Source organism: Pseudomonas sp., assembly GCF_049590575.1.
GTDB lineage: Bacteria > Pseudomonadota > Gammaproteobacteria > Pseudomonadales > Pseudomonadaceae > Aquipseudomonas.
In genome coordinates this window covers 57,933-80,167 of record NZ_JBAWDE010000099.1, presented here as the reverse complement: position 1 = coordinate 80,167, position 22,235 = coordinate 57,933, and the positions used below count along the sequence as shown (strand labels likewise).

The 22,235-nt window shown below is 61.3% G+C and carries 21 protein-coding genes, 1 pseudogene and 1 riboswitch; of the genes and pseudogenes, 10 read left to right on the top strand and 12 right to left on the bottom strand.

The window, feature by feature from the left end; genetic code table 11:
- The 3 genes and pseudogenes from WBR57_RS08100 to WBR57_RS08090 all read right to left on the bottom strand — a co-directional run.
- Positions 1 to 292, bottom strand: a pseudogene (locus WBR57_RS08100) (ABC transporter permease); the annotation flags it as partial.
- Between the two features lie 12 nt (positions 293 to 304).
- Positions 305 to 1,372, bottom strand: coding sequence for a putative urea ABC transporter substrate-binding protein (locus WBR57_RS08095; protein WP_424083375.1), 1,068 nt, complete (start codon positions 1,370 to 1,372; stop codon positions 305 to 307).
- 59 nt (positions 1,373 to 1,431) lie between these two features.
- Positions 1,432 to 1,533, bottom strand: a riboswitch (guanidine-I (ykkC/yxkD leader).
- 168 nt (positions 1,534 to 1,701) lie between these two features.
- Positions 1,702 to 3,324, bottom strand: a complete 1,623-nt coding sequence (locus WBR57_RS08090; RefSeq protein ID WP_424083374.1) for a methyl-accepting chemotaxis protein — start codon at positions 3,322 to 3,324, stop codon at positions 1,702 to 1,704.
- Positions 3,325 to 3,631: 307 nt separating this feature from the next.
- Here WBR57_RS08090 and WBR57_RS08085 point away from each other — a divergent pair, with 307 nt between their 5' ends.
- The gene (locus tag WBR57_RS08085; protein ID WP_424083373.1) at positions 3,632 to 4,003 is read left to right on the top strand and encodes a hypothetical protein; all 372 of its coding nucleotides are present in this window, start codon (positions 3,632 to 3,634) and stop codon (positions 4,001 to 4,003) included.
- Between the two features lie 54 nt (positions 4,004 to 4,057).
- On the opposite strand, the gene WBR57_RS08080 is transcribed toward WBR57_RS08085, so the two are convergent.
- Complete coding sequence (locus WBR57_RS08080) at positions 4,058 to 5,170, bottom strand: enoyl-CoA hydratase/isomerase family protein (RefSeq protein ID WP_424083372.1); 1,113 nt, start codon at positions 5,168 to 5,170, stop codon at positions 4,058 to 4,060.
- A 135-nt stretch (positions 5,171 to 5,305) separates the two neighbouring features.
- Here WBR57_RS08080 and ung point away from each other — a divergent pair, with 135 nt between their 5' ends.
- On the top strand, positions 5,306 to 6,004 hold the full coding sequence (gene ung / locus WBR57_RS08075) for a uracil-DNA glycosylase (RefSeq protein WP_424083371.1): 699 nt from the start codon (positions 5,306 to 5,308) through the stop codon (positions 6,002 to 6,004).
- A 17-nt stretch (positions 6,005 to 6,021) separates the two neighbouring features.
- On the opposite strand, the gene WBR57_RS08070 is transcribed toward ung, so the two are convergent.
- From WBR57_RS08070 to WBR57_RS08050, 5 genes are read right to left on the bottom strand one after another with little or no spacing between them, the layout of a single operon-like run.
- Complete coding sequence (locus WBR57_RS08070) at positions 6,022 to 7,059, bottom strand: AbrB family transcriptional regulator (RefSeq protein ID WP_424083370.1); 1,038 nt, start codon at positions 7,057 to 7,059, stop codon at positions 6,022 to 6,024.
- Positions 7,052 to 8,566 (bottom strand): tripartite tricarboxylate transporter permease, encoded by a 1,515-nt coding sequence (locus tag WBR57_RS08065; protein ID WP_424083369.1) that lies wholly within the window; start codon positions 8,564 to 8,566, stop codon positions 7,052 to 7,054. The genes WBR57_RS08070 and WBR57_RS08065 overlap by 8 nt, the downstream gene beginning before the upstream one ends.
- Position 8,567: 1 nt before the next feature.
- Positions 8,568 to 9,026: a tripartite tricarboxylate transporter TctB family protein gene (locus tag WBR57_RS08060; RefSeq protein ID WP_424083368.1), complete on the bottom strand. Its 459-nt coding sequence runs from the start codon at positions 9,024 to 9,026 to the stop codon at positions 8,568 to 8,570.
- A gap of 60 nt (positions 9,027 to 9,086) precedes the next feature.
- Positions 9,087 to 10,070 carry a Bug family tripartite tricarboxylate transporter substrate binding protein gene (locus WBR57_RS08055; protein ID WP_424083367.1) on the bottom strand — a complete coding sequence of 328 codons (984 nt, stop codon included), beginning with the start codon at positions 10,068 to 10,070 and terminating at the stop codon, positions 9,087 to 9,089.
- A gap of 33 nt (positions 10,071 to 10,103) precedes the next feature.
- Entirely contained in the window at positions 10,104 to 11,396 is a 1,293-nt protein-coding gene (locus WBR57_RS08050; RefSeq protein WP_424083366.1) for an OprD family porin, read from the bottom strand.
- A 233-nt stretch (positions 11,397 to 11,629) separates the two neighbouring features.
- On the opposite strand from WBR57_RS08050, the gene WBR57_RS08045 reads away from it, so the two are divergent.
- A complete protein-coding gene (locus WBR57_RS08045) occupies positions 11,630 to 12,301 on the top strand; it encodes a response regulator (RefSeq protein WP_017137322.1) in 672 nt (223 codons plus the stop codon).
- Positions 12,294 to 13,679, top strand: coding sequence for a sensor histidine kinase (locus WBR57_RS08040; protein WP_424083365.1), 1,386 nt, complete (start codon positions 12,294 to 12,296; stop codon positions 13,677 to 13,679). The genes WBR57_RS08045 and WBR57_RS08040 overlap by 8 nt, the downstream gene beginning before the upstream one ends.
- On the opposite strand, the gene WBR57_RS08035 is transcribed toward WBR57_RS08040, so the two are convergent.
- Positions 13,680 to 14,501, bottom strand: coding sequence for an HDOD domain-containing protein (locus WBR57_RS08035; RefSeq protein WP_424083364.1), 822 nt, complete (start codon positions 14,499 to 14,501; stop codon positions 13,680 to 13,682).
- A gap of 36 nt (positions 14,502 to 14,537) precedes the next feature.
- Positions 14,538 to 15,479: a YgfZ/GcvT domain-containing protein gene (locus WBR57_RS08030; RefSeq protein WP_424083363.1), complete on the bottom strand. Its 942-nt coding sequence runs from the start codon at positions 15,477 to 15,479 to the stop codon at positions 14,538 to 14,540.
- Between the two features lie 140 nt (positions 15,480 to 15,619).
- Here WBR57_RS08030 and WBR57_RS08025 point away from each other — a divergent pair, with 140 nt between their 5' ends.
- Positions 15,620 to 15,874 (top strand): succinate dehydrogenase assembly factor 2, encoded by a 255-nt coding sequence (locus WBR57_RS08025; RefSeq protein ID WP_122540887.1) that lies wholly within the window; start codon positions 15,620 to 15,622, stop codon positions 15,872 to 15,874.
- Entirely contained in the window at positions 15,858 to 16,304 is a 447-nt protein-coding gene (locus WBR57_RS08020; protein WP_424083362.1) for a hypothetical protein, read from the top strand. The genes WBR57_RS08025 and WBR57_RS08020 overlap by 17 nt, the downstream gene beginning before the upstream one ends.
- Here WBR57_RS08020 and nadB read toward each other — a convergent pair.
- Positions 16,273 to 17,889, bottom strand: coding sequence for an L-aspartate oxidase (gene nadB / locus WBR57_RS08015; RefSeq protein ID WP_424083361.1), 1,617 nt, complete (start codon positions 17,887 to 17,889; stop codon positions 16,273 to 16,275). The two genes, WBR57_RS08020 and nadB, sit on opposite strands and share 32 nt — an antisense overlap.
- 463 nt (positions 17,890 to 18,352) lie before the next feature.
- Between nadB and rpoE the strand changes: the two genes are divergently transcribed.
- The 4 genes from rpoE (at position 18,353) to WBR57_RS07995 (ending at position 22,207) form a co-directional block, all read left to right on the top strand.
- The gene (rpoE, locus tag WBR57_RS08010) at positions 18,353 to 18,934 is read left to right on the top strand and encodes an RNA polymerase sigma factor RpoE (protein WP_003172477.1); all 582 of its coding nucleotides are present in this window, start codon (positions 18,353 to 18,355) and stop codon (positions 18,932 to 18,934) included.
- A 32-nt stretch (positions 18,935 to 18,966) separates the two neighbouring features.
- Positions 18,967 to 19,554 carry a sigma-E factor negative regulatory protein gene (locus WBR57_RS08005; RefSeq protein WP_065882095.1) on the top strand — a complete coding sequence of 196 codons (588 nt, stop codon included), beginning with the start codon at positions 18,967 to 18,969 and terminating at the stop codon, positions 19,552 to 19,554.
- Positions 19,555 to 19,570: 16 nt separating this feature from the next.
- Positions 19,571 to 20,533, top strand: coding sequence for a MucB/RseB C-terminal domain-containing protein (locus tag WBR57_RS08000; protein WP_424083360.1), 963 nt, complete (start codon positions 19,571 to 19,573; stop codon positions 20,531 to 20,533).
- Positions 20,534 to 20,767: 234 nt separating this feature from the next.
- Entirely contained in the window at positions 20,768 to 22,207 is a 1,440-nt protein-coding gene (locus tag WBR57_RS07995; RefSeq protein ID WP_424083359.1) for a DegQ family serine endoprotease, read from the top strand.
- Positions 22,208 to 22,235 lie beyond the last annotated feature (28 nt).

Below are 22,235 nucleotides of genomic sequence, written 5' to 3'. Positions count from 1 at the left end.
TCCCCAGGCACAGGCCGGCGAGGGCGCTTATCCCCAGGCCAATCGCCAGGCGCCGCAGGCTCGACGCGCTGTCTTGCCACAAAACGTATTCACCGGTGCGTGCGTCGGCGCTGAACGCCAGGCGTTTTATGGCGTCGCCCATTTGCACGGCGCTGGGCAGCAGCTTGTCGTTGGGGTTTTCTGCCAGGCGCTCGGCCGAGCCCACGAAGTAGGCGAACAGCAGCAGGGCGAACGGCAGCAACACTAACAGCAGGCGGCTGGAGCGTTGTGGATGACGGTTGATCAGGCGCATGGCCGGGTCCTCTTACAGCTTGCCGTCGGCGGCCATCTGCACGTAGCTGGGGTCGAATTGCAGCTTGAGGTTGGTTGTGTCGCCGCTGGTCACGCCATTGGCGAAACTCATGCCCACGGCACTGGTGTCCTTGGCACCTTCGCCGAGCAGGCCGTGTTCAAACGAGAACTCGGCGACCTTGCGCATGGTCGCCGGCAGTTGCGCGCTGGTGGCGAAGGCCAGGGCTTCCTGGGGCGTGGCGAACAATTTGGTGGTGTCCAGCTGCGACTGGAACCCCTTGAGGTCGGTGCCGGAGGCCTTGGCCATATGCTCCAGGGCTTCGGTGCTGGCGGCGCCCTTGGCGTTCATCAGCGCGACCACTTCAAACCAGGCACCGGTCAGTGCCTTGCCGAGCTTGGGGTTGTCTTTGAGGGTCTGGGTGTTGACGACCATCATGTCCATGATTTCGCCGGGCACTTTGCTCGAGTCGAACACTTGCGTGACGCCCGGCTTGGCCTTGATCTCGGAGAGCATCGGGTTCCAGGTCGTCACGGCTTGCACCTGGTCGGTGTTGAAGGCGGCGGCTATGTCGGCGTCGGAGGTGTTGACCACTTTCAGGTCTTTTTCCGTCAGGTCGGCTGACTCCAGTGCGCGGGCCAGCAGGTAGTGCGAGACCGAGAGTTCCACCAGGTTGACGTTCATGCCCTTGAGGTCAGCCACGGTCTTGCCGGTGCCCTTGAGCACCACGCCATCGTTGCCGTTGGAGAAGTCGCTGACTACCAGCGCGGTACTGTCCACGCCACCGGCGGCGGGGATGGTCAGCGCGTCCATGTTGGTCATGGTGCAGCCGTCGAACTGGCCGGCGGTGTACTGGTTGATCGATTCGACGTAGTCGTTGAGCTGGACCATGTCGATCTTGATCCCGTACTTCTTCGCCCACTTGTCGAGGATGCCTTGGCTGCCGGCGTACTCCCAGGGCATCCAGCCGGCGTAAATCGTCCAGCACACGCTGAAGTGGTCTTTGGTCGCGGCCTGAGTGGGTAAGCTCAGCACCACGGCAAACGCGGCGGCGAGCAGGGCGGGTAAACGGATTGAGGGCATGGGGCTTCTCCAGTTGATCGTGGGCGAGCAGGAGCAACGCGGCACCGTGAACGGTGGCTGTCTCCCGGGCTTTTATCCCGCCGTGTAACCTCAACTGGAGGTCGCCAACTCTCGGACCAGCCACTCGCTGTCAGCGAGCCGGAACCCTAGTCGGCCATTTGCAAATTGTGGTGCCGCGAACCTGTGATGAATCCTGCACGGGAGAGGCAAAGCGAGAGTCGTGCCAAGTGGCCAAGAGGCCCGGCTGTCCAGCCGGGCAGGGGAGGGGGAGGGTTCGCTTGAGGCGCGGGTGCCTCAAGCGGGTGCGCAGACGCACTGCAATGAGGCGGTTACAGCTTGAATTTGCTGACCAGCACGTTGAACGAGGTGGCCAGGCGCGACAGGTCCTGGCTGGACGCGTTGGTCTGGTGGGCACCCGCGGCGGTCTGGGTGGACAGGTCCTGGATGTTGAGCAGGTTGCGGTCCACTTCACGGGCGACTTGGGCCTGCTCTTCCGAGGCGGAGGCGATCACCAGGTTGCGCTCGTTGATCTTCGCCACGCTGGCGGTGATGCGCTGCAGTGCTTCACCGGCGTTTTGCGCGAGGGTCTGGGTGTTGTTGGCCCAGCTCAGGCTTTTGTTCATGGCGGCCACCGCGTCATCGGCGCCGGTCTGCACATCGCCGATCATTTTTTCGATGTCGACGGTGGAGGTCTGGGTGCGATGGGCCAACGCGCGCACCTCATCGGCGACCACTGCAAAACCGCGACCTTGTTCACCCGCGCGGGCGGCTTCGATCGCGGCATTCAGGGCCAGCAGGTTAGTCTGGTCGGCGATGCCGCGGATCACGTCGATCACCTTGCCGATCTCGCGCACCTGGCCGGCGAGGTCCGCGACCGATTGGGTGGAATCGTTGATCTCGCCCACCATTGAACTCATGCCGGCGACGGCCTGCTCCACTTGCTGGCGGCCGTCCTCGGCTTCGTCGGTGGCCTGGCGCGAGGCTTCCGAGGTCGACACGGCATTGCTCGCCACTTCGTCCACGGCGGCGGTCATCTGGTTCACGGCGGTGGCGGCTTGCTGGATTTCGTCATTCTGACGGGTCAGGCCACGGGTGCTTTCATCGGTGACCGCGCTCAGTTCTTCGGCGGCCGAAGCGAGCTGGTCGGAAGCGTTGGCGATTTCCACCAGGGTGCTTTTCAAGCCGCCCTGCATATCCGCCAGCGCCATCAGCAATTGCCCGGCTTCGTCGGTGCGCTCGGTGATGATCGCCTGGGTCAGGTCGCCCTTGGCGATTCGCTCGGCGCTCTCGACCGCTTGGGCGATGGGGCGAGTGATCAGGCGCGTGATCAGCACGCCAATGATGATGGCGATGATGAAGGCCAGCACAATCCCGCTGATCATCCAGGTCAACGCACTGTCGCGCAGTTCTTCAGCGCCGACCGCGCCTTCTTTGATCTGGCGGTTATTGGAATCGATCATCACGCGGATCAGCTCGCGCGCCTGGCGGAACAGTTCGTTGTTGGTGCTGTTGAGCTGCGCGCGGGCCTGTTCGACTTGCCCGCCGTCGAGCATCGCGATAATGCGGTCGGAGTCGCTGACGTAGTTGGGCCAGATCAGGTCGAGCTTGTCGCCCGCCGCCCGTTCGTCGTCTTCCAGCGGCGTTGCGCGGTAGGTGGCGAAGGCCGTCTGGCTGCGCTTGAGTTCGCTGGCGATGTCTTGGCGCACGCGGTCGCGGTCTTGCGCGGCGACGTCGCCTTTGCTCGCGTCCAGCAGCCGGTACAAACCACGGTTATGCGCAACCAGGCCGTTGAGGGTGGCTGCCGTGTTGGCGACGGAAACCAGGTTGTTGGAGAACGTCAGTTCCAGCGCACTGGAGAGCCGGACGACACCTTTGATACCCAGCAGGCCGACCCCGAGGGTTACCAGCGCACACAAAAGAAAGGACAGCAGCAGTTTGGTTGAGATTTTCATGGCTCGAATCCGGCGATAGTAGCTAAGGGCGCACGCTAGAGCCTCCTTGGCGAGGTGCGATGGCATAGTGACACTATCGCAATCGAGAAAGTTTCGAGCCAGATAAATTTACTGAATCGATAAAGCCAAATGATAGATAAACGCTATGCGGGTGGACACTCTTCCGCCATCCAGATTGATGTATCAAGTTGTTACCAAAACGCACCAGATTCGGATTTCGGTGTCCGATACCTTGTCATTCGGCAAAAAGCTGAGTGCCGCCCTCCAGCGTCGCTGGAGGTGCTCTTCCGCGGTCCAGGAGGCCGCCATGTATCGACGACTGCTGCTCAGCGCTTTACTTGCTCTCACCCTTTCCGCTTGTGTGCCCTACTACGATGGAGGCCAGACCTACTACCGTTCCGAGGTCTACACCGCACCGGCGCCTGCGTATTACTACGGCGGTGGCACGGTGTATCAATACCGCCAGGGTTACTACCCGGCGCCACGCTATTACGCACCGCCTCCGCGTTACTATTCGGCGCCGAGGTACTATCAGCCGGCACCTCGCTACTACCCGTCGGGGCCGAGGGCCGGTTACCGGCCTTACCCGAACCATGGGTGGGGTGATCACGGCGGTGGACGCAACGGCGGGCACGGTCGCGGTGGTGATCACGGCGGCGGCCACGGCGGTCACCGCTGACAGGCCTGGAATGCAAACGGCGCAGGAAGCGCCGTTTTTTGTGGGCGTAATAAATTAATAATCAGATAAGTCCGCCAACGGATGCCGGCCTTCCCACGCCTTAGTGAAATGCGCCTGTACCACCGCCTCCGGCACTGTGTTGATGTCCGGCCAATGCCAGTGGGGCGTCTGGTCCTTGTCGATGAGCCGCGCACGCACGCCTTCACCGAATTCCGGGTGCCGGCAGCAGTTGAGGCTCAGGGTGTATTCCATCTGGAACACCTGGGCCAGGGATAAGTGGCGGGCGCGCTGGATCTGTTCCCATACCAGATGCGCCGTGAGTGGGCAGCCTTCGCTCAAGGTCTTGCCGGCGCGGCTGAACAGCGGGTCGGCGTGGTCGCGTAAAAAGCTCAAGGCGCGCCAGGCGCAGCGGACGTCACCGACGTCCAGCCACTCGTCGATCTGCGCGCGGCGCGGCAGCCACTGCGCCTCTGGTTGTTGCTCGACAGCTTCCTGGGCCAGCGCTTTGAGCAGGCTGTTGAGCTGCATCGGAATTTGCTCCTGCCAATTCAGTTGCAGCAGGCCATCGAGCAGCTCGTCTTGTTGGTCATCACGCAGGAAACGGTCGGCCAGGCCGAGGTCCAGGGCGTCACGGCCGTTGATGTGCGCGCCGGTCAGGCCCAGGAACAACCCGAGCTTGCCCGGCAGGCGCGACAGGAACCAACTGGCGCCCACGTCCGGGTACAGGCCGATGCTGATCTCGGGCATGGCCAGGCGGCTGCTCGGCGTGACGATGCGCACCGCCGCGCTTTGCAGCAGGCCCATGCCACCGCCCAGCACGTAGCCATGACCCCAGCAGATCACCGGTTTGGGGTAGGTGTGCAGGCGGTAGTCGAGGAGATATTCAGCGGCAAAAAACTGCGCGGCCAGGGCCGGCACTTCACCTGGGTGTTCGCGGCAGGCCAGGGCCAGGCTGCGCACTTCGCCACCGGCGCAAAAGGCCTTGGGCCCATTGCCGCGCAGCAGCACGCACACGATATTCGGGTCCTTGGCCCAGGCATCCAGGCGGTCGCCCAGCGCCAGGATCATCGGCAAGGAGAGGGCATTGAGGGACTTTTCAGCGTCCAGGCTGGCGATGCCGATGCGGGCACCGTCGCTGCCGGTCAGCTCTTCGAAGTGCAGGTTCATCGTGACCTCAATCGAGAAAGTGAAGGTTCAGTATGATCGGTTCGTGGGAAAGTGCCGGTTGTGCGTCAGATCAATTGACAAGCGGGGTCAGCTTTCCTAGGGTTCGCGCATTCTTTTTCAGACGACGAACACACCATGACTGAAGGCGACCGTATCAAACTCGAACCCAGCTGGAAACATGCCCTGCGGGATGAGTTCGAGCAGCCCTACATGGCGCAATTGCGCGAGTTCCTGCGCCAGGAACACGCCGCCGGCAAAGAGATCTACCCGCCCGGCCCGCTGATTTTCAATGCCCTCAATTCCACGCCCCTGGACAAGGTCAAGGTGGTGATCCTCGGCCAGGACCCGTACCACGGCCCCGGCCAGGCTCACGGCCTATGCTTCTCGGTACAGCCGGGCGTGCCGACGCCGCCGTCGCTGGTCAACATCTACAAAGAACTCAAGCGCGACTTGAACATCGACATTCCCAACCACGGCTACCTGCAAAGCTGGGCCGACCAGGGCGTGCTGATGCTCAACACCACCATGACCGTCGAGCGCGCCAATGCCAATGCGCATGCGGGCAAGGGCTGGCAGTTCTTTACTGATCGGATTATCGAGGTGGTCAGCGAGCATCAGCCGCACCTGGTGTTTTTGCTGTGGGGCGCGCATGCGCAGAGCAAGCAGAAGCTGATCGATGCAACCAAGCACCTGGTGCTGACGTCGGTGCATCCGTCGCCGTTGTCGGCGTATCGAGGGTTTCTGGGTTGCGGGCATTTCAGCCGCACCAACAAGTTTCTTGAACAGAATGGCGAGACGCCGATTGAGTGGCGGTTGCCGCCACTCCAAGGCTAACTGCAGAAGGTACGGCGCTAAAATTTCTCGGGCTGACGGTTCCAATACCTAAACAACGGCTCCGCCAGAAACAGCACGAACAACAAACGCATCACCTGCATTGCCGTCACCAACGGAACCGACAGTTGCAAGGTCTCGGCCGTGAGGCTCATTTCGGCTATGCCGCCAGGCATCATGCCCAGGGTCAGTGAACGCAGGTCCAAGTGGGTCAGGGCACTTAAACCCACCGCCGCCAGCGTCGCCAGCGCCATGGTCAGCGCCGTGCCGATCAAGGTGCGGCCCATGAACGACGGCGCACGCCGAAAGAACTGCCGGTTGAAATGACAGCCCAAGCCGCTGCCGATCAGCCATTGGCCAATCTGGCTGCCGCCATCCGGCAGGCCGATGTGCAGGTCCCAGACCACGCTGGCCGTCGCACTCACCAGCAACGGGCCAAACAGCCACGGGTTGGGCTGACGCAAGCGCTGCCAGCCCCATGCCACCAGCGCGCCAACCGGAAACAGCACCGCCAGCCATGCCCAGCTCACCGGCGCCGGATGAAACTGCGGTGCGCCGCCCTCCAGCAAATACTTGAAGATCGCCGGCACACACAGCACCACCACCAGCACGCGCAAGCTCTGGCCCGCCGCGACACGGCTGAGCACCGCGCCATTGCGCGCGCCGAGGTTGACCATCTCGCCGGAACCGCCCGGCATGCTCGAGAAGAATGCCGTGGCGCGGTCTTCGCCGCTGCGGCGCATCAACCACACGCCGACAATGCTCGACAGGCTGGTGACCAACGCGCCGAAAAAAATCAGGCCGAAGTGACTCATCACTTGTTCGATCACCACCGGGGTGAAGTGCAGCCCGATGCCAATGCCGACCACCCATTGCCCGCATTTGCGCCCGCCGGGAATCTCCGCCAACTGCCACGGCGTCAGGCAACGCACCAGGATGATCGCCAGCAGCGAGCCGACCATGTAGGGCAATGGCCAGCCGACCAGGCTGGCCAGGTAACCGCCGGCCAGACCGACCAGCGGTGTTCCCCACCATTGTTTAAAGGTGACCTCAGACATCGGCCACGGTACGACGCTGCAGGGCACGTTTGCGGTAAATGCGCACCAGCGGGAACATCAGCATCAGCGCGGTCAGCACCCACACACCAAAGGTGATCGGGCTCGACCAGAGGATGTCCAGCGCACCGTTGGAGATCGACAGTGCGCGGCGCAGGTTCTGCTCCATCAAGCCACCAAGGATAAAGCCCAGCAGTACGGGCGACAGCGGGAAGTCCAGCTTGCGCAGGATGTAACCGAAGATGCCGATACCGACCATCAGGAACAGGTCGAAGGTGGTCGCATGAACCGCGTATACGCCGATTGCGGTAATGATCGCGATCACCGGCACCAGTGCCCAGTTCGGCACGGCCAGGATGCGCGTGAAGATGCGGATCATCGGGATGTTGAGGATCACCAGCATGATATTGGCGATAAACAACGAGGCGATCAGGCCCCAGACGATATCAGGTTGCTGTTGGAACAACAGCGGGCCCGGAGTGATGTTGTACAGCGACAGCGCGCCGATCATCACCGCCGTGGTGCCCGAACCCGGTACGCCCAGGGTCAGCATCGGCACCAGGGCGCCGCAGGCGGATGCGCCGATTGCGGTTTCCGGTGCCGCCAGGCCGCGCATGTCGCCCTGGCCGAATTTACCGCTGGCACCGGCCAGGCGTTTCTCGGTCATGTAGGCAACCGCTGAGGCCAGCGTCGCACCGGCGCCCGGCAGCACGCCCATGATGAAACCCAGCAGGCCGCAACGGATGTTCACCATGAACACCGCGCCAGCTTCCTTCAGGTTGAACATCATCCGCCCGGTGGCTTTGACCGCCTCCTGGCCACGGTGGGTTTTTTCCAGCAGCAGCAGGATTTCACTGATGGAGAACAAACCGAGCACCAACACCACAAACTGGATGCCGTCGGTCAGGTGGATGTTATCGCCGGTAAAACGGTACACGCCGCTGTTGGCGTCAATGCCCACGGCCGACAGGAACAGGCCGATCAAAGCCGCCACAAAGGTCTTCAGCGGTTTGTCACCGGCCATGCCGCCCAGGCAGACAATCGCGAACACCATCAGTACGAAATATTCTGCCGGCCCGAAGGCAATCGCCCACTTGGCCAGCAACGGCGCAAACAGCACCATGCCGCAGGTGGCGATAAACGCGCCGATGAACGAACTCCATGCCGACAGCGACAAGGCTACACCGGCCAGGCCTTTGCGGGCCATCGGGTAGCCGTCAAGGGTGGTCATCACGGTGGACGCTTCGCCGGGGATGTTCAGCAGGATCGAGCTGATCCGGCCGCCGTATTCGCAGCCCAGGTACACGGCTGCCAGCAGGATCAATGCCGATTCCGGCGGCAGGCCCAGGGCAAAGGCGATCGGGATCAACAGCGCCACGCCGTTGATCGGGCCCAGGCCCGGCAGCAGGCCGACCACCGTGCCGATCAAGGTGCCGCACAGCGCGGTCACCAGGTTGTAGGGGGACAGCGCAACGCCGAAGCCCTGGCCCAAATAGCCAAAAGTATCCATATCAGTTCTCCAGAACGTCGAGCAGGCCGAGGGGCAGCGGAACATCCATGGCTTTATCGAACAACAGATAAAGACCGATGGCCATCAGGCCGACGATCACCACGCTGGGCAACCAGCGGCCACCGTACAGGCGCGCCATAGGAATGCCGATCAGCATGCTGCTGAGAATGAAGCCGAGCGGTTCGAAGGTACCGGCGAACACCAGCAGCAGCGCGACGCAGATGCCGATCTTGACCAAGGTCTGGCGATCGAGTGCGGGCTCTTCTTCGGTGTGTTTGGTCGGCTGCGGACGAATCAGCATGTAGATCAGCCCCAGGCTCATCAGCCCAAGCATCAGCAGCGGGTAAGCGCGAGGGCCAACCGGCTCGTAGGAAAATGCCGCTTGATACGGCCAGGCCATCAGCGCGAGACCCGCGCAGACCAGCAGCATCACCGAGGCGAAAATGCGTTGTAAGAGCATATGGAACTCCTGGGCCGCTGCCCTTGTTGATGAGGGCGCGGCCGCGCAAAAGCGGGGCGATTACTGGATCAGGCCGAACTCTTTGGCTAGCACTTTGTAGTCAGCCACCTGTTTCTTGACGTAGGTGTCCAGCTCCGGACCGGTCAGGGCGAACGGGAACAGCTCGCGCTGGTCACGCAACTTGGCGAACTCTTCGGAGGCCAGCAGTTTGTCGAACGCTTCTTTCCACCAGGCGTAGTCGGCATCGCTGACTTTTGGCCCGAGGTAGAAACCGCGTACCACCGGCCAGACGATGTCGTAACCCTGCTCTTTGGCGGTCGGAATATTCTTCATTTCCGGCTCGTCCAGGCGCTCTTCGGAGAACACCGCCAGCAGGCGCATGTCACCGCTGAGGATGTGCGGCATGGAGTCGGAAATGTCGGTACTGCCGACCTGGATGTGGCCACCGAGCAGGGCGGTGGCGATTTCACCGCCGCCTTCGAGGGCCACATAACGCAGCTCGCGCGGGTTGATCCCGGCGGCCTTGGCGATCAGCGCGGTCTGCATCCAGTCCTGGCTGCCGACGGTGCCGCCGGAACCAATCACCACGCTGCCTGGGTCTTTCTTCAGGGCTTTGACCAGATCGTCGAGGGACTTGTAGGGCGAATCCGCTTTCACCGCGATCGCCCCGTAACTGGTGCCGACCGCTGCCAGCCAACGCACGGCGCTTTCATCGAAACGCCCGAACTTGCCTTGTGCCAGGTTCAGCAGCGAGCCGCTGGACCACGCTACCAGGGTGCCGGCGTCTGCAGGCCGCTGCGCCACCACCGCGTTGTAGGCCACTGCACCCACGCCGCCCGGCATATAGGTCACGCGCATCGGCTTGCTCAGCAACTTTTCGTTGACCAGCGCGCTCTGCGCCAGTTTGCAGGTCAGGTCAAAGCCACCACCGGGCGAGGCGGGGGCGATGCATTCCGGACGCTTGGGCTCTTCCGCGGCCAGCAGTTGGCCGGCGAACAGCATGCAGCCGGCGGCGAGGGCCAATTTACGCAATGAAAGGGTCATGTGTTTCTCCGTCTTGTTGTTATGAGTTGCTGCTTACCAGAGCGAGATGCTGTAGCTGACCAGCACACGCACTTCATCCGCATCACGGGCTGAATAGTTGGAGCGGTACGTCGCGTTACGCAGGCGCAGGGCCACATCCTTGAACGTGCCGCTTTGCACGATGTAACGAATCTCGGTGTTGCGCTCCCACTCCTTGCCGGTCTCGCCGTTCCGGAGCTTGATATTGTCACCCGACAGGTAACGGCTCATGAAACTCAGGCCGGGAATGCCCAGCTTGGCGAAGTCGTAGTCGTAGCGAGCTTGCCAGGAGCGTTCCTCGGCGCCTGCAAAGTCGTTGATTTGCACGAAGTTGACAAGGTACGGATCGCTCCCGTCGACGTAGGGAAAGGCGCTATCGCCGGACATGTGCTGGTAGCCGGCGCTGAGCTTATGGCCATTGAGGGCATAGCTGAACAGGCCATTGAGGGATTTGTTGTCGATCTTGCCGCCACGGGCGCTGCCGGTGTCGTCGCTGATCGCCAGCCGCAGGTCGGTGCCGAAGGTGCCAGGGCCCATCGGGCGCGACGCCACCAGGCCGAGGAAGTGTTGGCGGTATACGTTGTCGAGTTGGGCGAAGTGGTAGCTGCCGGTGATCTTGTCGGCGAACTTGTAATCCACGCCGCCGAAGTCGAAATGTTTACCGGTGGCGCCGGCAACGAAGCGGCTGTTGCGGTTATTCAGGCCGATGTCTTCGTAGTTGGTGTCGTCGCGGTCCTTGGCCTTGTTCAGGCGGCCGCCGGTAAACACCAGGTTCTTGAATTCCTTGGAACTGAGCAGGCCGCCTTCGAAGGTTTGCGGCAGGATGCGTCCGTCGTTGGGCTTGAGGGTCGGCAGTTCGGGAATCAATGCGCCGATCTTCAATTCCGTTGCGGAGATTTTTACTTTGCCGGTCAGGCCCAGCTTGGAGTATTCGTTGGCGGCGCGGCCGTCGTCGTGGGTGGGCAGCAGGCCGGTGCCGGTGCGGTCCGGGCTGGAGTCGAGCTTGACCCCGAGCATGCCCAACGCGTCTACGCCAAAGCCGACGGTGCCGTCGGTGTAGCCGGACTGCAGGTTGAGCATGAAGCCCTGGGCCCATTCGTCACGCTTGGATTGTTGCGCGCTCGTGCCGTCGCGGAAGTCGCGGTTGAAGTACATGTTGCGGGTTTCGAGGGTGGCGCTGCTGTCTTTGAAGAAGGCCGCCTGGGTAAGCGGCGAAAAGCCGGCAAACGCGGTGGCACTGGCAAGGGCGGTCTGGGCAAGGCGAGAAAAACGAACAGGCGGGCAAGCCTGTGGCTGTGTCGGCAGCATCGTTGGAACTCCGGTTATTGTTCTTATTAGGCGAAAACGCTTCGGGGCGTTTTTCAGTCGCGACCGTCGGGTCGCTCGGCGGGCACTACCCACCATGGCTGGATGCTAAAGCGCGAAGCTTTCACTAACCTTTCAGCTGTCTTTCAATGTTTTCGGGCTTCACAGGGCAGGATGCGCCTGTAAACTGCCCGCCAAAGCGTGGCGTCGACCACCCCTGAATGAGGTAGAAATCCATGCGTGTCCTCCTGGTTGAAGACCATCTGCAACTCGCCGAAAGTGTCGCCCAGGCGCTCAAGAGCACGGGTTTGACCGTCGATGTGTTGCACGATGGGGTGGCCGCGGACTTGGCCCTGAGCAGCGAGGAATACGCGGTGGTGATCCTCGATGTGGGGCTGCCGCGCATGGACGGTTTTGAGGTTTTGGCGCGCCTGCGGGCGCGTGGGAAAAATCTGCCTGTGCTGATGCTGACCGCGCGCAGTGATGTGAAGGACCGCGTGCATGGCCTGAATCTCGGCGCCGACGACTACCTGGCCAAGCCTTTTGAGCTGACGGAGCTGGAAGCGCGGGTCAAGGCGCTGCTGCGGCGCAGTGTGCTGGGCGGCGAGCGCCAGCAGGCTTGCGGTGTGCTGGTGTATGACCTTGATACACGGCGTTTCACTGTCGGTGGCGAGTTGATGACATTGACCTCCCGCGAGCAGGCCGTGCTTGAAGCGCTGATCGCACGCCCAGGTCGGGTGATGAGCAAGGAGCAACTGGCTTCCCAGGTGTTCGGCCTGGACGAAGAGGCCAGCCCGGATGCGATCGAGATCTACGTGCATCGCCTGCGCAAGAAGCTCGATGGCCAGCCCATCGCCATCGTGACCTTCCGCGGCCTCGGTTACCTGCTGGAAGCCCGCGATGCATAAGCCCAGCAGCCTGCGCTGGCGCCTGTTGTGGAACCTGGCGGTGTTGCTGGTGTTGTTGATGGTTGCCAGCGGCATGAGCGCCTACTGGAATGGGCGCGAGGCGGCGGATACAGCCTATGACCGCACGTTGCTGGCTTCGGCGCGCACGATTGCTGCCGGTTTGACCCAGGTGGACGGCACCCTCAGCGCCAATGTGCCGTACGTGGCCCTGGACACCTTCGCCTACGACAGCGCCGGGCGTATTTACTACCAGGTCAACGACATTGATCAGAAGCTGATCTCCGGTTACGAAAACCTTCCCGGCCCGCCTCCCGGCACACCACGCACCGACGACTATCCGGCGCTGGCGCGTTTTTATGACGCGGTGTATCAGGGCCAGCCGGTGCGGGTGGTGAGCCTGCTCAAGGCGGTCTCCGAACCGAACATGAACGGCATGGCAGAGATTCGCGTGGCCGAGACCGACGAGGCACGTGTCAGCATGGCCCGCAGCCTGATGGCCGACACGTTGCTGCGCCTGGGCATGCTGGCCATCGGTGCCTTGCTGTTGGTGTGGTTTGCCGTCAGCGCGGCGTTGCGCCCGCTCGAGCGGCTGCGCACGGCGGTGGAGGAGCGCCAGCCGGACGACCTGCGGCCCTTGCCATTGGTGGAAGTGCAGCACGAATTCGGCCCACTGGTGCGCTCGCTCAACCACTTTACCGAACGCCTGCGCGGCCAGTTCGAGCGCCAGGCGCAGTTTATAGCCGACGCGGCGCACGAACTGCGCACTCCGCTGGCGGCACTCAAGGCGCGGCTGGAACTGGGCCTGCGCGCGCAGGAACCTGCGACGTGGCGCAGCACCCTGGAAACCGCAGCCCAGGGCACAGACCGCCTGACCCATCTGGCCAATCAATTGTTGTCCCTGGCGCGTATCGAAAACGGCGCCCGCGCGATTGCCGAAGGCGGCGCCCAGTTGCTTGACCTCAGCCAGCTGGCGCGCGAATTGGGCATGGCCATGGCGCCTCTGGCCCATGCACGTGGCGTGGCGCTGGCGTTGGAGGCCGACGAGCCGGTGTGGCTGCGCGGCGAGCCGACACTGCTCAACGAGCTGCTGAGCAACCTCGTGGATAACGCCCTGGCGCACACGCCACCGGGCGGTAACGTGATCCTGCGGGTGACAGCGCCGGCGGTGCTGGAAGTCGAGGATGATGGCCCAGGCATTCCGCTGGACGAGCGGGACCGGGTGTTCGAGCGCTTCTACCGACGCAGCCAGCAGGGCATGGGCTCTGGCCTGGGGTTGGCGATCGTCGGTGAAATCTGCCGGGCGCACCTGGCGCAGATCAGCCTGCACGATGGCGCGCAGGCGGGGTTGAAGGTGCGCGTGAGTTTTATCGCCGGTTGATCAGTAGAACATTGAGCGCGCTTCATCCAGCTCTGCGCGTAATGTCTCGCTGTAGGGGTCGAAGCGCAGTTTCTTGATCGCGGGCAGGGTAGACACTTGCACGTTCGCCAGGGGGTGATCGGTGCCACGATGGCAATACAGCACAGCGACTTGCACCAGGTCGATGTAGTCCAGGCTGGCTGAATCGCGTTCGAGGTTCAGGTATTGCCCCGGCAGGTTTGCCAGCATTTCCGGGAAGTCCCAGCCCCCCAGCAGCTTGTCGCCCAGCAACGGGTGGATGCTGTCGATCACGTGGTTGAGGCTGACCGGGTCCGAGAGCAGCTCATAGTGGTCTTCGGCGTAGGTCAGGATCGGCAGCACGCCGATCTGGTGCACCAGGCCGCCGAGTGCCGCCTGGTCGGGCTTGAGGTGGCTATAGCGGCGGCACAGGGCGTAACTGACGCCCGCCACTTCAAGGCTGCGGCGCCACACATCGCGCATTTTCTGTTCGACCACCTCGGAGCGGGCGTGGAAAATCTGTTCCATCACCAGACCAATGGCCAGGTTACTGCTGTAGTTGGTGCCCAGTCGCGTGATGGCGGTGTGCAGGTCGGTCACTTCTTGGGTCGCGCGGAGCAGCGGGCTATTCACCACTTTGATCAGGCGTGCCGACAGCGCGGTGTCACGACCGATCACTTTGCTCAAATGGCTGATGCTGATTTCCGGGTCCTCTGCGGCCTGACGAATGTTCAGGGCCACTTCCGGCAATGTCGGCAGAACCAGGTCATCGTTGTCGATGGCCATCACCAAAGCCTGTTGGACTTTTTCCGCCAGCTTGTTCATTCATGATCTCTAGGGTGTTGCAAAAAAGTACGGCGACTAACGCTGGATCTCTCGATCACGGTCGAGTGGGTAGGGCAGGTCGAGCACTTGTAAACCGGGGCCTTCCAGGGAACCTACATGCACATCGCCACTATCGGCAGCTTCGGCTTGCAACACGGCCAGAAGTTCAATCACCTGGTCAGCTTTGGCGGCAATCACTACTTCGCCGATGGCGCTGTTATGGCTGGGGGAAAACAGCGGCGTGCCTGGCTCGGGCATTTGCGCCGCGTCGAGGCTCAGGCGGTACAGGCGGCGCTTGAGTTTGCCCAGATACTGCATGCGCGCGACGATTTCCTGACCTGTGTAGCAGCCCTTCTTGAAGCTGACACCGCCCACGGCTTGCAGGTTGAGCATCTGCGGGATGAACAGTTCGCGCGTCTGGGGCATGACCTGGCCGATACCGGCGCGGATCTGGCCCAGCAGCCATGCGTTCAGATCGGCTTGTGGCAGTTGTGCGGCCAATTGGCTGCGTACGGCTTCGACGTGTTCGGCGGGTACCCAGAGTTCACTGCGGCCGGGGGAGACACGAATGGCCACCAAATGCTCAGTGCGCGCGACGCTGTCGGTTTCGGCCGGCAGCTCCAGACCCAGGCTGGACAGGGCATGATCGGCATCGGCCAGGCCGAACCTTACCCACGCGGCGCTTTCGTCGGTGAGTTTGGATTTGGAAAATACCGCGTATTTCTTCAGGTCTGCCAACTGTGGTTCGAGCAGCTCGGAGGCCATCGCCAGGAGTACGCCGTCACCTTGCAACAGAATGCGAAAGCTCGACTGCATGCGCCCTTTTTGCGTGCAGCGCGCGCCGAGGCTGGCCTGCGTATCGCTCAGGTAATTGAGGTTGCAGGTCAGTTGGCCCTGAAGGAACTTGGCAGCATCGGAGCCGCGGACGGCGAGAACGCCTTCGTGGGACAGGGGACAGAAGAAAGCAGAGTCAGCCATGGGTCATCGCAGGTCAAAAAGTCATGGGTGCATCATAGAGGGGCGCCCGGTAAATGGATAGTTTCCGTATGGGGCGACCAAAGCCGACTGTTCCGGTGCCGCCGGGCCTGTATACTTGCGCTCTATTTGAGGAGGGCTCCATGGTCGAAGATGTAGAAATCAATCGCCTCTACTGGCACAGCCGTCGCGGCATGCTGGAGTTGGATGTGTTGCTGGTGCCTTTCACCAAAGAGGTGTACGCGACGCTCAACCAGGTGGATCGCGACCTCTACGTCAGGCTGCTGACTTGCGAAGACCAGGACATGTTCGGCTGGTTCATGGAACGCGCCGAATCTGAAGATCCGGAGTTGCAGCGCATGGTTCGGATCATCCTGGACCGTGTCCAGCCCAAATAACCGCTTCGAATGCCGCTGGCAGGCCTCACGGCTGTTGCTGGCGGCGTATCTCCTTGCCCAACTGTTCGCGTTGGGCTCGCTGGTTTTACTCGATCTCCCTTATTCAAGCCTCGGCATGTTGGTGTGCCTGGCGCACGCCGCGTGGGTGTTGCCGCGCCACATTCTGTTGACTCACCGTTCGTCGATTCGTGGCCTGCGCCGCGATGATGACGGCTGGCAGTTGTTCAGTGTCGCGCGGGGCTGGCACAGTGTGCAGCTGCGGCCGGAAAGTCTGGCGCTGCCGCTGGTGGTGATACTGCGCTATCGGCTGCCGGGGCAATGGTGGGCGCGGTCTATCTGTGTGCCAATGGATTCGCAGGCCGCCGATGTGCACCGGCGCCTGCGGGTACGGCTGAAGTTCAGCCGCCGTAGGTGGTTGGCACCAGAATAGTGTCGCGCGCCTCGGGCAACATCTGCGGGTAGTCGAGGGTGTAATGCAGGCCGCGGCTTTCCTTGCGCTCCATGGCCGAGCGGATCATCAGTTCCGCCACCTGGGCCAGGTTGCGCAGCTCGATCAAGTCACGGCTGACTTTATAGTTGCTGTAGAACTCATCAATCTCGTCCAGCAGCAGCCGAACCCGGTGCTGCGCGCGTGCCAGGCGCTTGTTGGTGCGAACGATCCCCACGTAGTCCCACATGAAGCGCCGCAGCTCATCCCAGTTGTGAGCGATGATCACGTCTTCGTCCGAGTCGGTGACTTGGCTGGCGTCCCAGCGGGGCAGGGCGGCCGGCACCGGAATGCGCGGCAGTTGCGCGAGGATGTCCGCCGCTGCCGAGCGGGCGTAGACGAAGCATTCGAGCAGTGAGTTGCTGGCCATGCGATTGGCGCCATGCAGGCCGGTGAAGCTGGTTTCGCCAATCGCATACAGGCCGGGGACGTCCGTACGCCCGTGCTGGTCGACCATCACGCCGCCGCAGGTGTAGTGCGCGGCCGGTACCACGGGGATCGGGCCTTTGGTGATGTCGATATTGAACGCGAGGCAGCGTTCGTAGACGGTCGGGAAGTGCGTCTTGATAAAGGCTTCGGGTTTGTGGCTGATGTCCAGGTAGACGCAGTCGATGCCCAGGCGCTTCATTTCGTGGTCGATGGCGCGGGCCACGATGTCCCTCGGCGCAAGCTCGGCGCGCGGGTCGAAGCGCTGCATGAAACGCTCGCCGTTCGGCAGTTTCAGGTGTGCGCCTTCGCCGCGCAGGGCTTCGGTAATCAGGAAACTCTTGGCCTGTGGGTGATACAGGCACGTGGGGTGGAACTGGTTGAACTCCAGATTGGCCACCCGGCAGCCTGAGCGCCAGGCCATGGCGATGCCGTCGCCACAGGCACCGTCGGGGTTGCTGGTATAGAGGTAAACTTTGGCTGCCCCGCCCGATGCCAGGATGGTGAAGCGCGCGCCGTAGGTGTCGACTTCGCCGCTGGCGCGATTGAGCACATAGGCACCGAGGCAGCGCTCGCCGTCGAGTCCCAGGCGTTTTTCGGTGATCAGGTCGACGGCGACGCGTTGCTCCAGCAGTTCAATATTGGGCCGTTGGCGTGCTTGCTCGAGCAGGGTCTTGAAGATGGCGGCGCCGGTGGCATCGGCCGCGTGGATGATGCGGCGGTGGCTGTGGCCGCCTTCACGCGTCAGGTGGAACTCAAAGCCGCCGTCGTCACTGCCGGCGTGTTCGTCGCGGGTAAAGGGCACGCCCTGGTCGATCAGCCATTGGATTGCCTCGCGGCTGTGCTCCACGGTAAAGCGCACCGCGTCCTCGTTGCACAGGCCACCGCCGGCGTTGAGGGTGTCTTCGACATGGGATTGCACCGTATCGGTGTCGTCCAGCACGGCGGCTACACCGCCCTGGGCCCAGAATGTCGAACCATTGGCCAGGTCGCCTTTGCTCAATACAGCAATGCGCAGGTGGCTGGGGAGGGTCAGTGCCAGGCTCAAACCGGCCGCGCCGCTACCGATCACCAGGACATCGTGTTGAAACTGTTGGCTCATTTGAAGGATTCCGCAAAAAGCGATCCAATGGGTTGGCGCAAACAGGACGCCTGGATCGGCGAATCAAAGGGTCACACGGGCCACTAGTATATAGAGGGGGGGAGCGGCACAATAGCCGGGCATTCGTGGCAATGTGAGATTACGGTGCGCGGCTCGGGTAGAATCAGCTGGTTATTGAAGCGGGAACTTTTTGCATAAGCCCCGACTCAATAGCAGGTTGCCCGAAAGCTGGGAAAACGTTGAGTTTATTGGCCCGTCGGGAGCATTGGACGCGTCAGAAAACCGACGACAAGATTATTCGCGCAGTCGGCATTGCCCGTGCTGCGTTTTTCGTGTGTGCCAAATCAGTGCATGCCGGAAACTTGCTTGGAGGGGGAGAACTTTTGCGAAAAGTCCGAGTCTATGTTTGCAAGCCTGATCGTTTAGTTATGCAAGCCTCCTTCAAGCACTACGAGGAGTGTTCATGCTAACCCAGGAAGAGGATCAGCAGCTGGTCGAGCGCGTTCAACGCGGCGACAAGCGAGCATTTGATCTGCTAGTGCTGAAATACCAGCACAAAATTCTCGGGTTGATCGTGCGGTTTGTGCACGACACCCATGAAGCGCAGGACGTTGCACAGGAAGCCTTTATCAAGGCTTATCGTGCACTAGGCAACTTCCGCGGTGACAGTGCGTTTTATACGTGGCTGTATCGCATCGCCATTAACACGGCGAAGAACTATCTGGTGTCTCGCGGGCGCCGCCCACCGGATAGTGATGTTAGTTCAGAAGATGCGGAATTTTACGATGGTGACCACGGCCTCAAAGATCTCGAGTCGCCGGAGCGTGCATTGCTGCGCGACGAGATCGAAGGAACCGTTCATCGCACAATTCAGCAACTGCCAGAAGATTTACGTACGGCGTTAACTTTACGTGAATTCGATGGTCTGAGTTACGAAGACATTGCGAGCGTCATGCAGTGTCCGGTGGGGACTGTAAGGTCACGGATTTTCCGGGCCCGGGAAGCCATCGATAAAGCCTTGCAACCGTTGTTGCAGGAAAACTAAAGACAGCGGCGACAGCCAAGAGAGGAACCGCCATGAGTCGTGATGCCCTGCAGGAATCGCTGTCCGCAGTGATGGATAACGAAGCGGATGAACTGGAACTTCGTCGAGTGCTCAATGCATTTGATGATGCCGAAACCCGTGATACCTGGTCTCGTTACCAAGTCGCTCGGGCGGTGATGCACAAGGATCTTCTAATCCCTCGTCTGGATATTGCTGCGGCTGTTTCTGCCGCGCTGGCTGATGAAGCCGTTCCGGCAAAAGCTGCTCGTGGTCCGTGGCGTAGCCTGGGTCGCCTGGCAGTGGCTGCCTCGGTGACTGTCGCAGTGCTGGCGGGTGTTCGCCTGTACAACCAGGACGAAATCGCCGGTGCCGAATTGGCCCAGCAGACTCAACAGCCAGTTATGGCCGGTCCGCAAGTCAAAGGCCCTGCGGTACTCGCCGGCTACAAGGAAAGCTCTGATAGCACTGGTCCTATGGCCAACGGTGTTCTGCAAGGGCAATCTGGCTGGCAGGACCAGCGCCTTCCGGGCTACCTGCGCCAACACGCACAGGAATCAGCCTTGAAAGGCACTGAAAGCGCTCTGCCATACGCTCGTGCCGCAAGCCTGGAAAACCGCTAAACCGTTAAGGAGCCCTATGCGCGCCATACCGCTCCTTACGCTTTTGCTCAGTGGTTGGTTTGCACTCCCCGCCCTTGCCGATGAAGCCCAAGATTGGCTGACTCGACTTGGGCGTGCTGAGCAGCAGCAAAGCTTTCAAGGCACATTTGTCTACGAACGTAACGGCAGTTTTTCTACCCATGACATCTGGCATCGTGTCCAGGATGGTCAGGTTCGTGAGCGGCTATTGCAGCTCGACGGTTCTGCTCAGGAAGTTGTGAGGTTGGATGGTCGTACTCAATGCGTCAGCGGCACCCTTGTCGCAGGTATTGGTAACTCACGTGATGCACCTTCACGTGCGCTTGATCCGCAAAAACTCAATCAATTCTATGAACTGGCCGTCATCGGCAAATCTCGCGTGGCCGGTCGAAATGCGGTAATTGTGTCGATCACACCGCGTGACCAGTACCGCTACGGGTTTGAGCTGCATTTGGACCGTGAAACCGCACTGCCTCTGAAGTCACTTTTGCTGAATGACCAAGGGCAGTTGCTGGAGCGTTTCCAGTTCACCAGGTTGGACACGTCTACCACGCCCGCTGAGCGCGATTTGCAGCCTACCCGTGACTGCACGCCTATTTCCGTTGCTAATAGCAAGGCGCCAGACGTGGTCCCGATGGAAACCTGGCACATGGAGTGGTTGCCGCCGGGCTTTCAGCTGACCAATAGCAGTGCACGCCAGGACACCCAGACCAAAGTCACGGTCGACAGCCTGATGTATGAGGATGGGCTGGCGCGTTTCTCGGTGTTCCTTGAACCCATCAGTGACGTAAGCGTCACCGAAACCCGCACCCAGCTCGGACCGACGGTGGCCGTATCACGTCGCCTGAACACGGTGGACGGCGAAATGATGGTAACGGTCGTTGGCGAAATCCCTATAGGCACCGCCGAGCGCATTGCGTTGTCGGTACGTGGTGAAAAAAAACCAACCGCCAAGCCGTGAGCTGTTAATCCTATGTTCATCCTGATCTTTCAGTGTCTACCCATGCCAGGTTGGCTGCCGAGAGCATGAAATGTCCGGATCAGCATTTTCACTTGCAAAAATCTCTTATGTTTTTTATAGGTCAGAGCCTGTCGGCTCTGGCCTTGTTTTGTTCGCGGAACAAAGATGTCGGTCGCAGTTTTCGGCGTTTCTTGAACCCTGTCGCTCAACCCTGCTCGTCGTAACGGGAGCTGTATGTCGATGCCACGTTTGAAGTCTTACCTATCCATAGTCGCCACGGTATTGGTGTTGGGTCAGGCCTTGCCTGCGCAAGCAGCCGATTTGCCTGATTTCACCCAATTGGTTGAGCAAGCCTCACCTGCCGTGGTGAACATCAGTACCACGCAGAAGCTGCCGGATCGTAAAGTCTCCAACCAGCAGATGCCGGACCTTGAAGGCCTGCCGCCAATGCTGCGCGAGTTCTTTGAGCGCGGTATGCCGCAACCGCGCACCCCGCGTGGCGGTGGTGGGGGTCAGCGTGAAGCCCAGTCCCTTGGATCTGGCTTCATCATCTCGCCGGATGGCTACATCCTGACCAACAACCACGTGATTGCCGACGCCGACGAGATTCTCGTGCGCCTGGCTGATCGCAGTGAACTCAAAGCCAAGCTGGTGGGCACTGACCCACGCTCTGACGTCGCTTTGCTGAAAATTGAAGGCAAGGACCTGCCCGTGCTGAAGCTGGGTAAATCCCAAGACCTCAAAGCCGGGCAGTGGGTAGTGGCTATCGGTTCGCCGTTTGGTTTTGACCATACCGTGACCCAAGGTATCGTCAGTGCCATTGGCCGCAGCCTGCCCAACGAAAACTACGTGCCGTTCATCCAGACCGACGTGCCGATCAACCCGGGTAACTCTGGCGGTCCGCTGTTCAACCTGGCGGGCGAAGTGGTGGGGATCAACTCGCAGATCTACACCCGCTCCGGTGGTTTCATGGGCGTGTCGTTCGCCATCCCTATCGATGTGGCCATGGATGTTTCCAACCAGCTGAAAACCGGCGGCAAAGTCAGCCGCGGGTGGTTGGGCGTGGTCATCCAGGAGGTCAACAAAGACCTGGCTGAATCCTTCGGCCTCGACAAGCCGGCCGGTGCCCTGGTCGCGCAGATCCAGGACGACGGTCCGGCTGCCAAAGGCGGCCTGCAGGTTGGCGATGTAATCCTGAGCATGAACGGTCAGCCAATCATTATGTCGGCCGACCTGCCTCACCTGGTGGGCGCACTCAAAGCCGGCAGCAAAGCCAAGCTGGAAGTGATTCGTGAAGGCAAGCGCCAGAACGTTGAGCTGACCGTCGGTGCCATCCCTGAAGAGGGTGCCGCCCTGGATGCACTGGGTAACACCAAACCTGGCGCCGAGCGCAGCAGCAATCGCCTGGGCATTGCGGTGGCCGAGCTGACCGATGAGCAGAAGAAGACCTTCGACCTCAAGAGCGGCGTGGTGATCAAGGAAGTGCAGGACGGTCCTGCCTCTCTGATCGGCTTGCAGCCAGGCGACGTGATCACCCACCTGAACAATCAAGCGATTGACTCCACCAAACAGTTCACCGACATCGCCAAGGCGTTGCCGAAGAATCGTTCGGTGTCGATGCGCGTATTGCGTCAAGGGCGTGCGAGCTTCATTACCTTCAAACTGGCTGAGTAATCCACTCGCTGCACGCCAATAAAAAGCC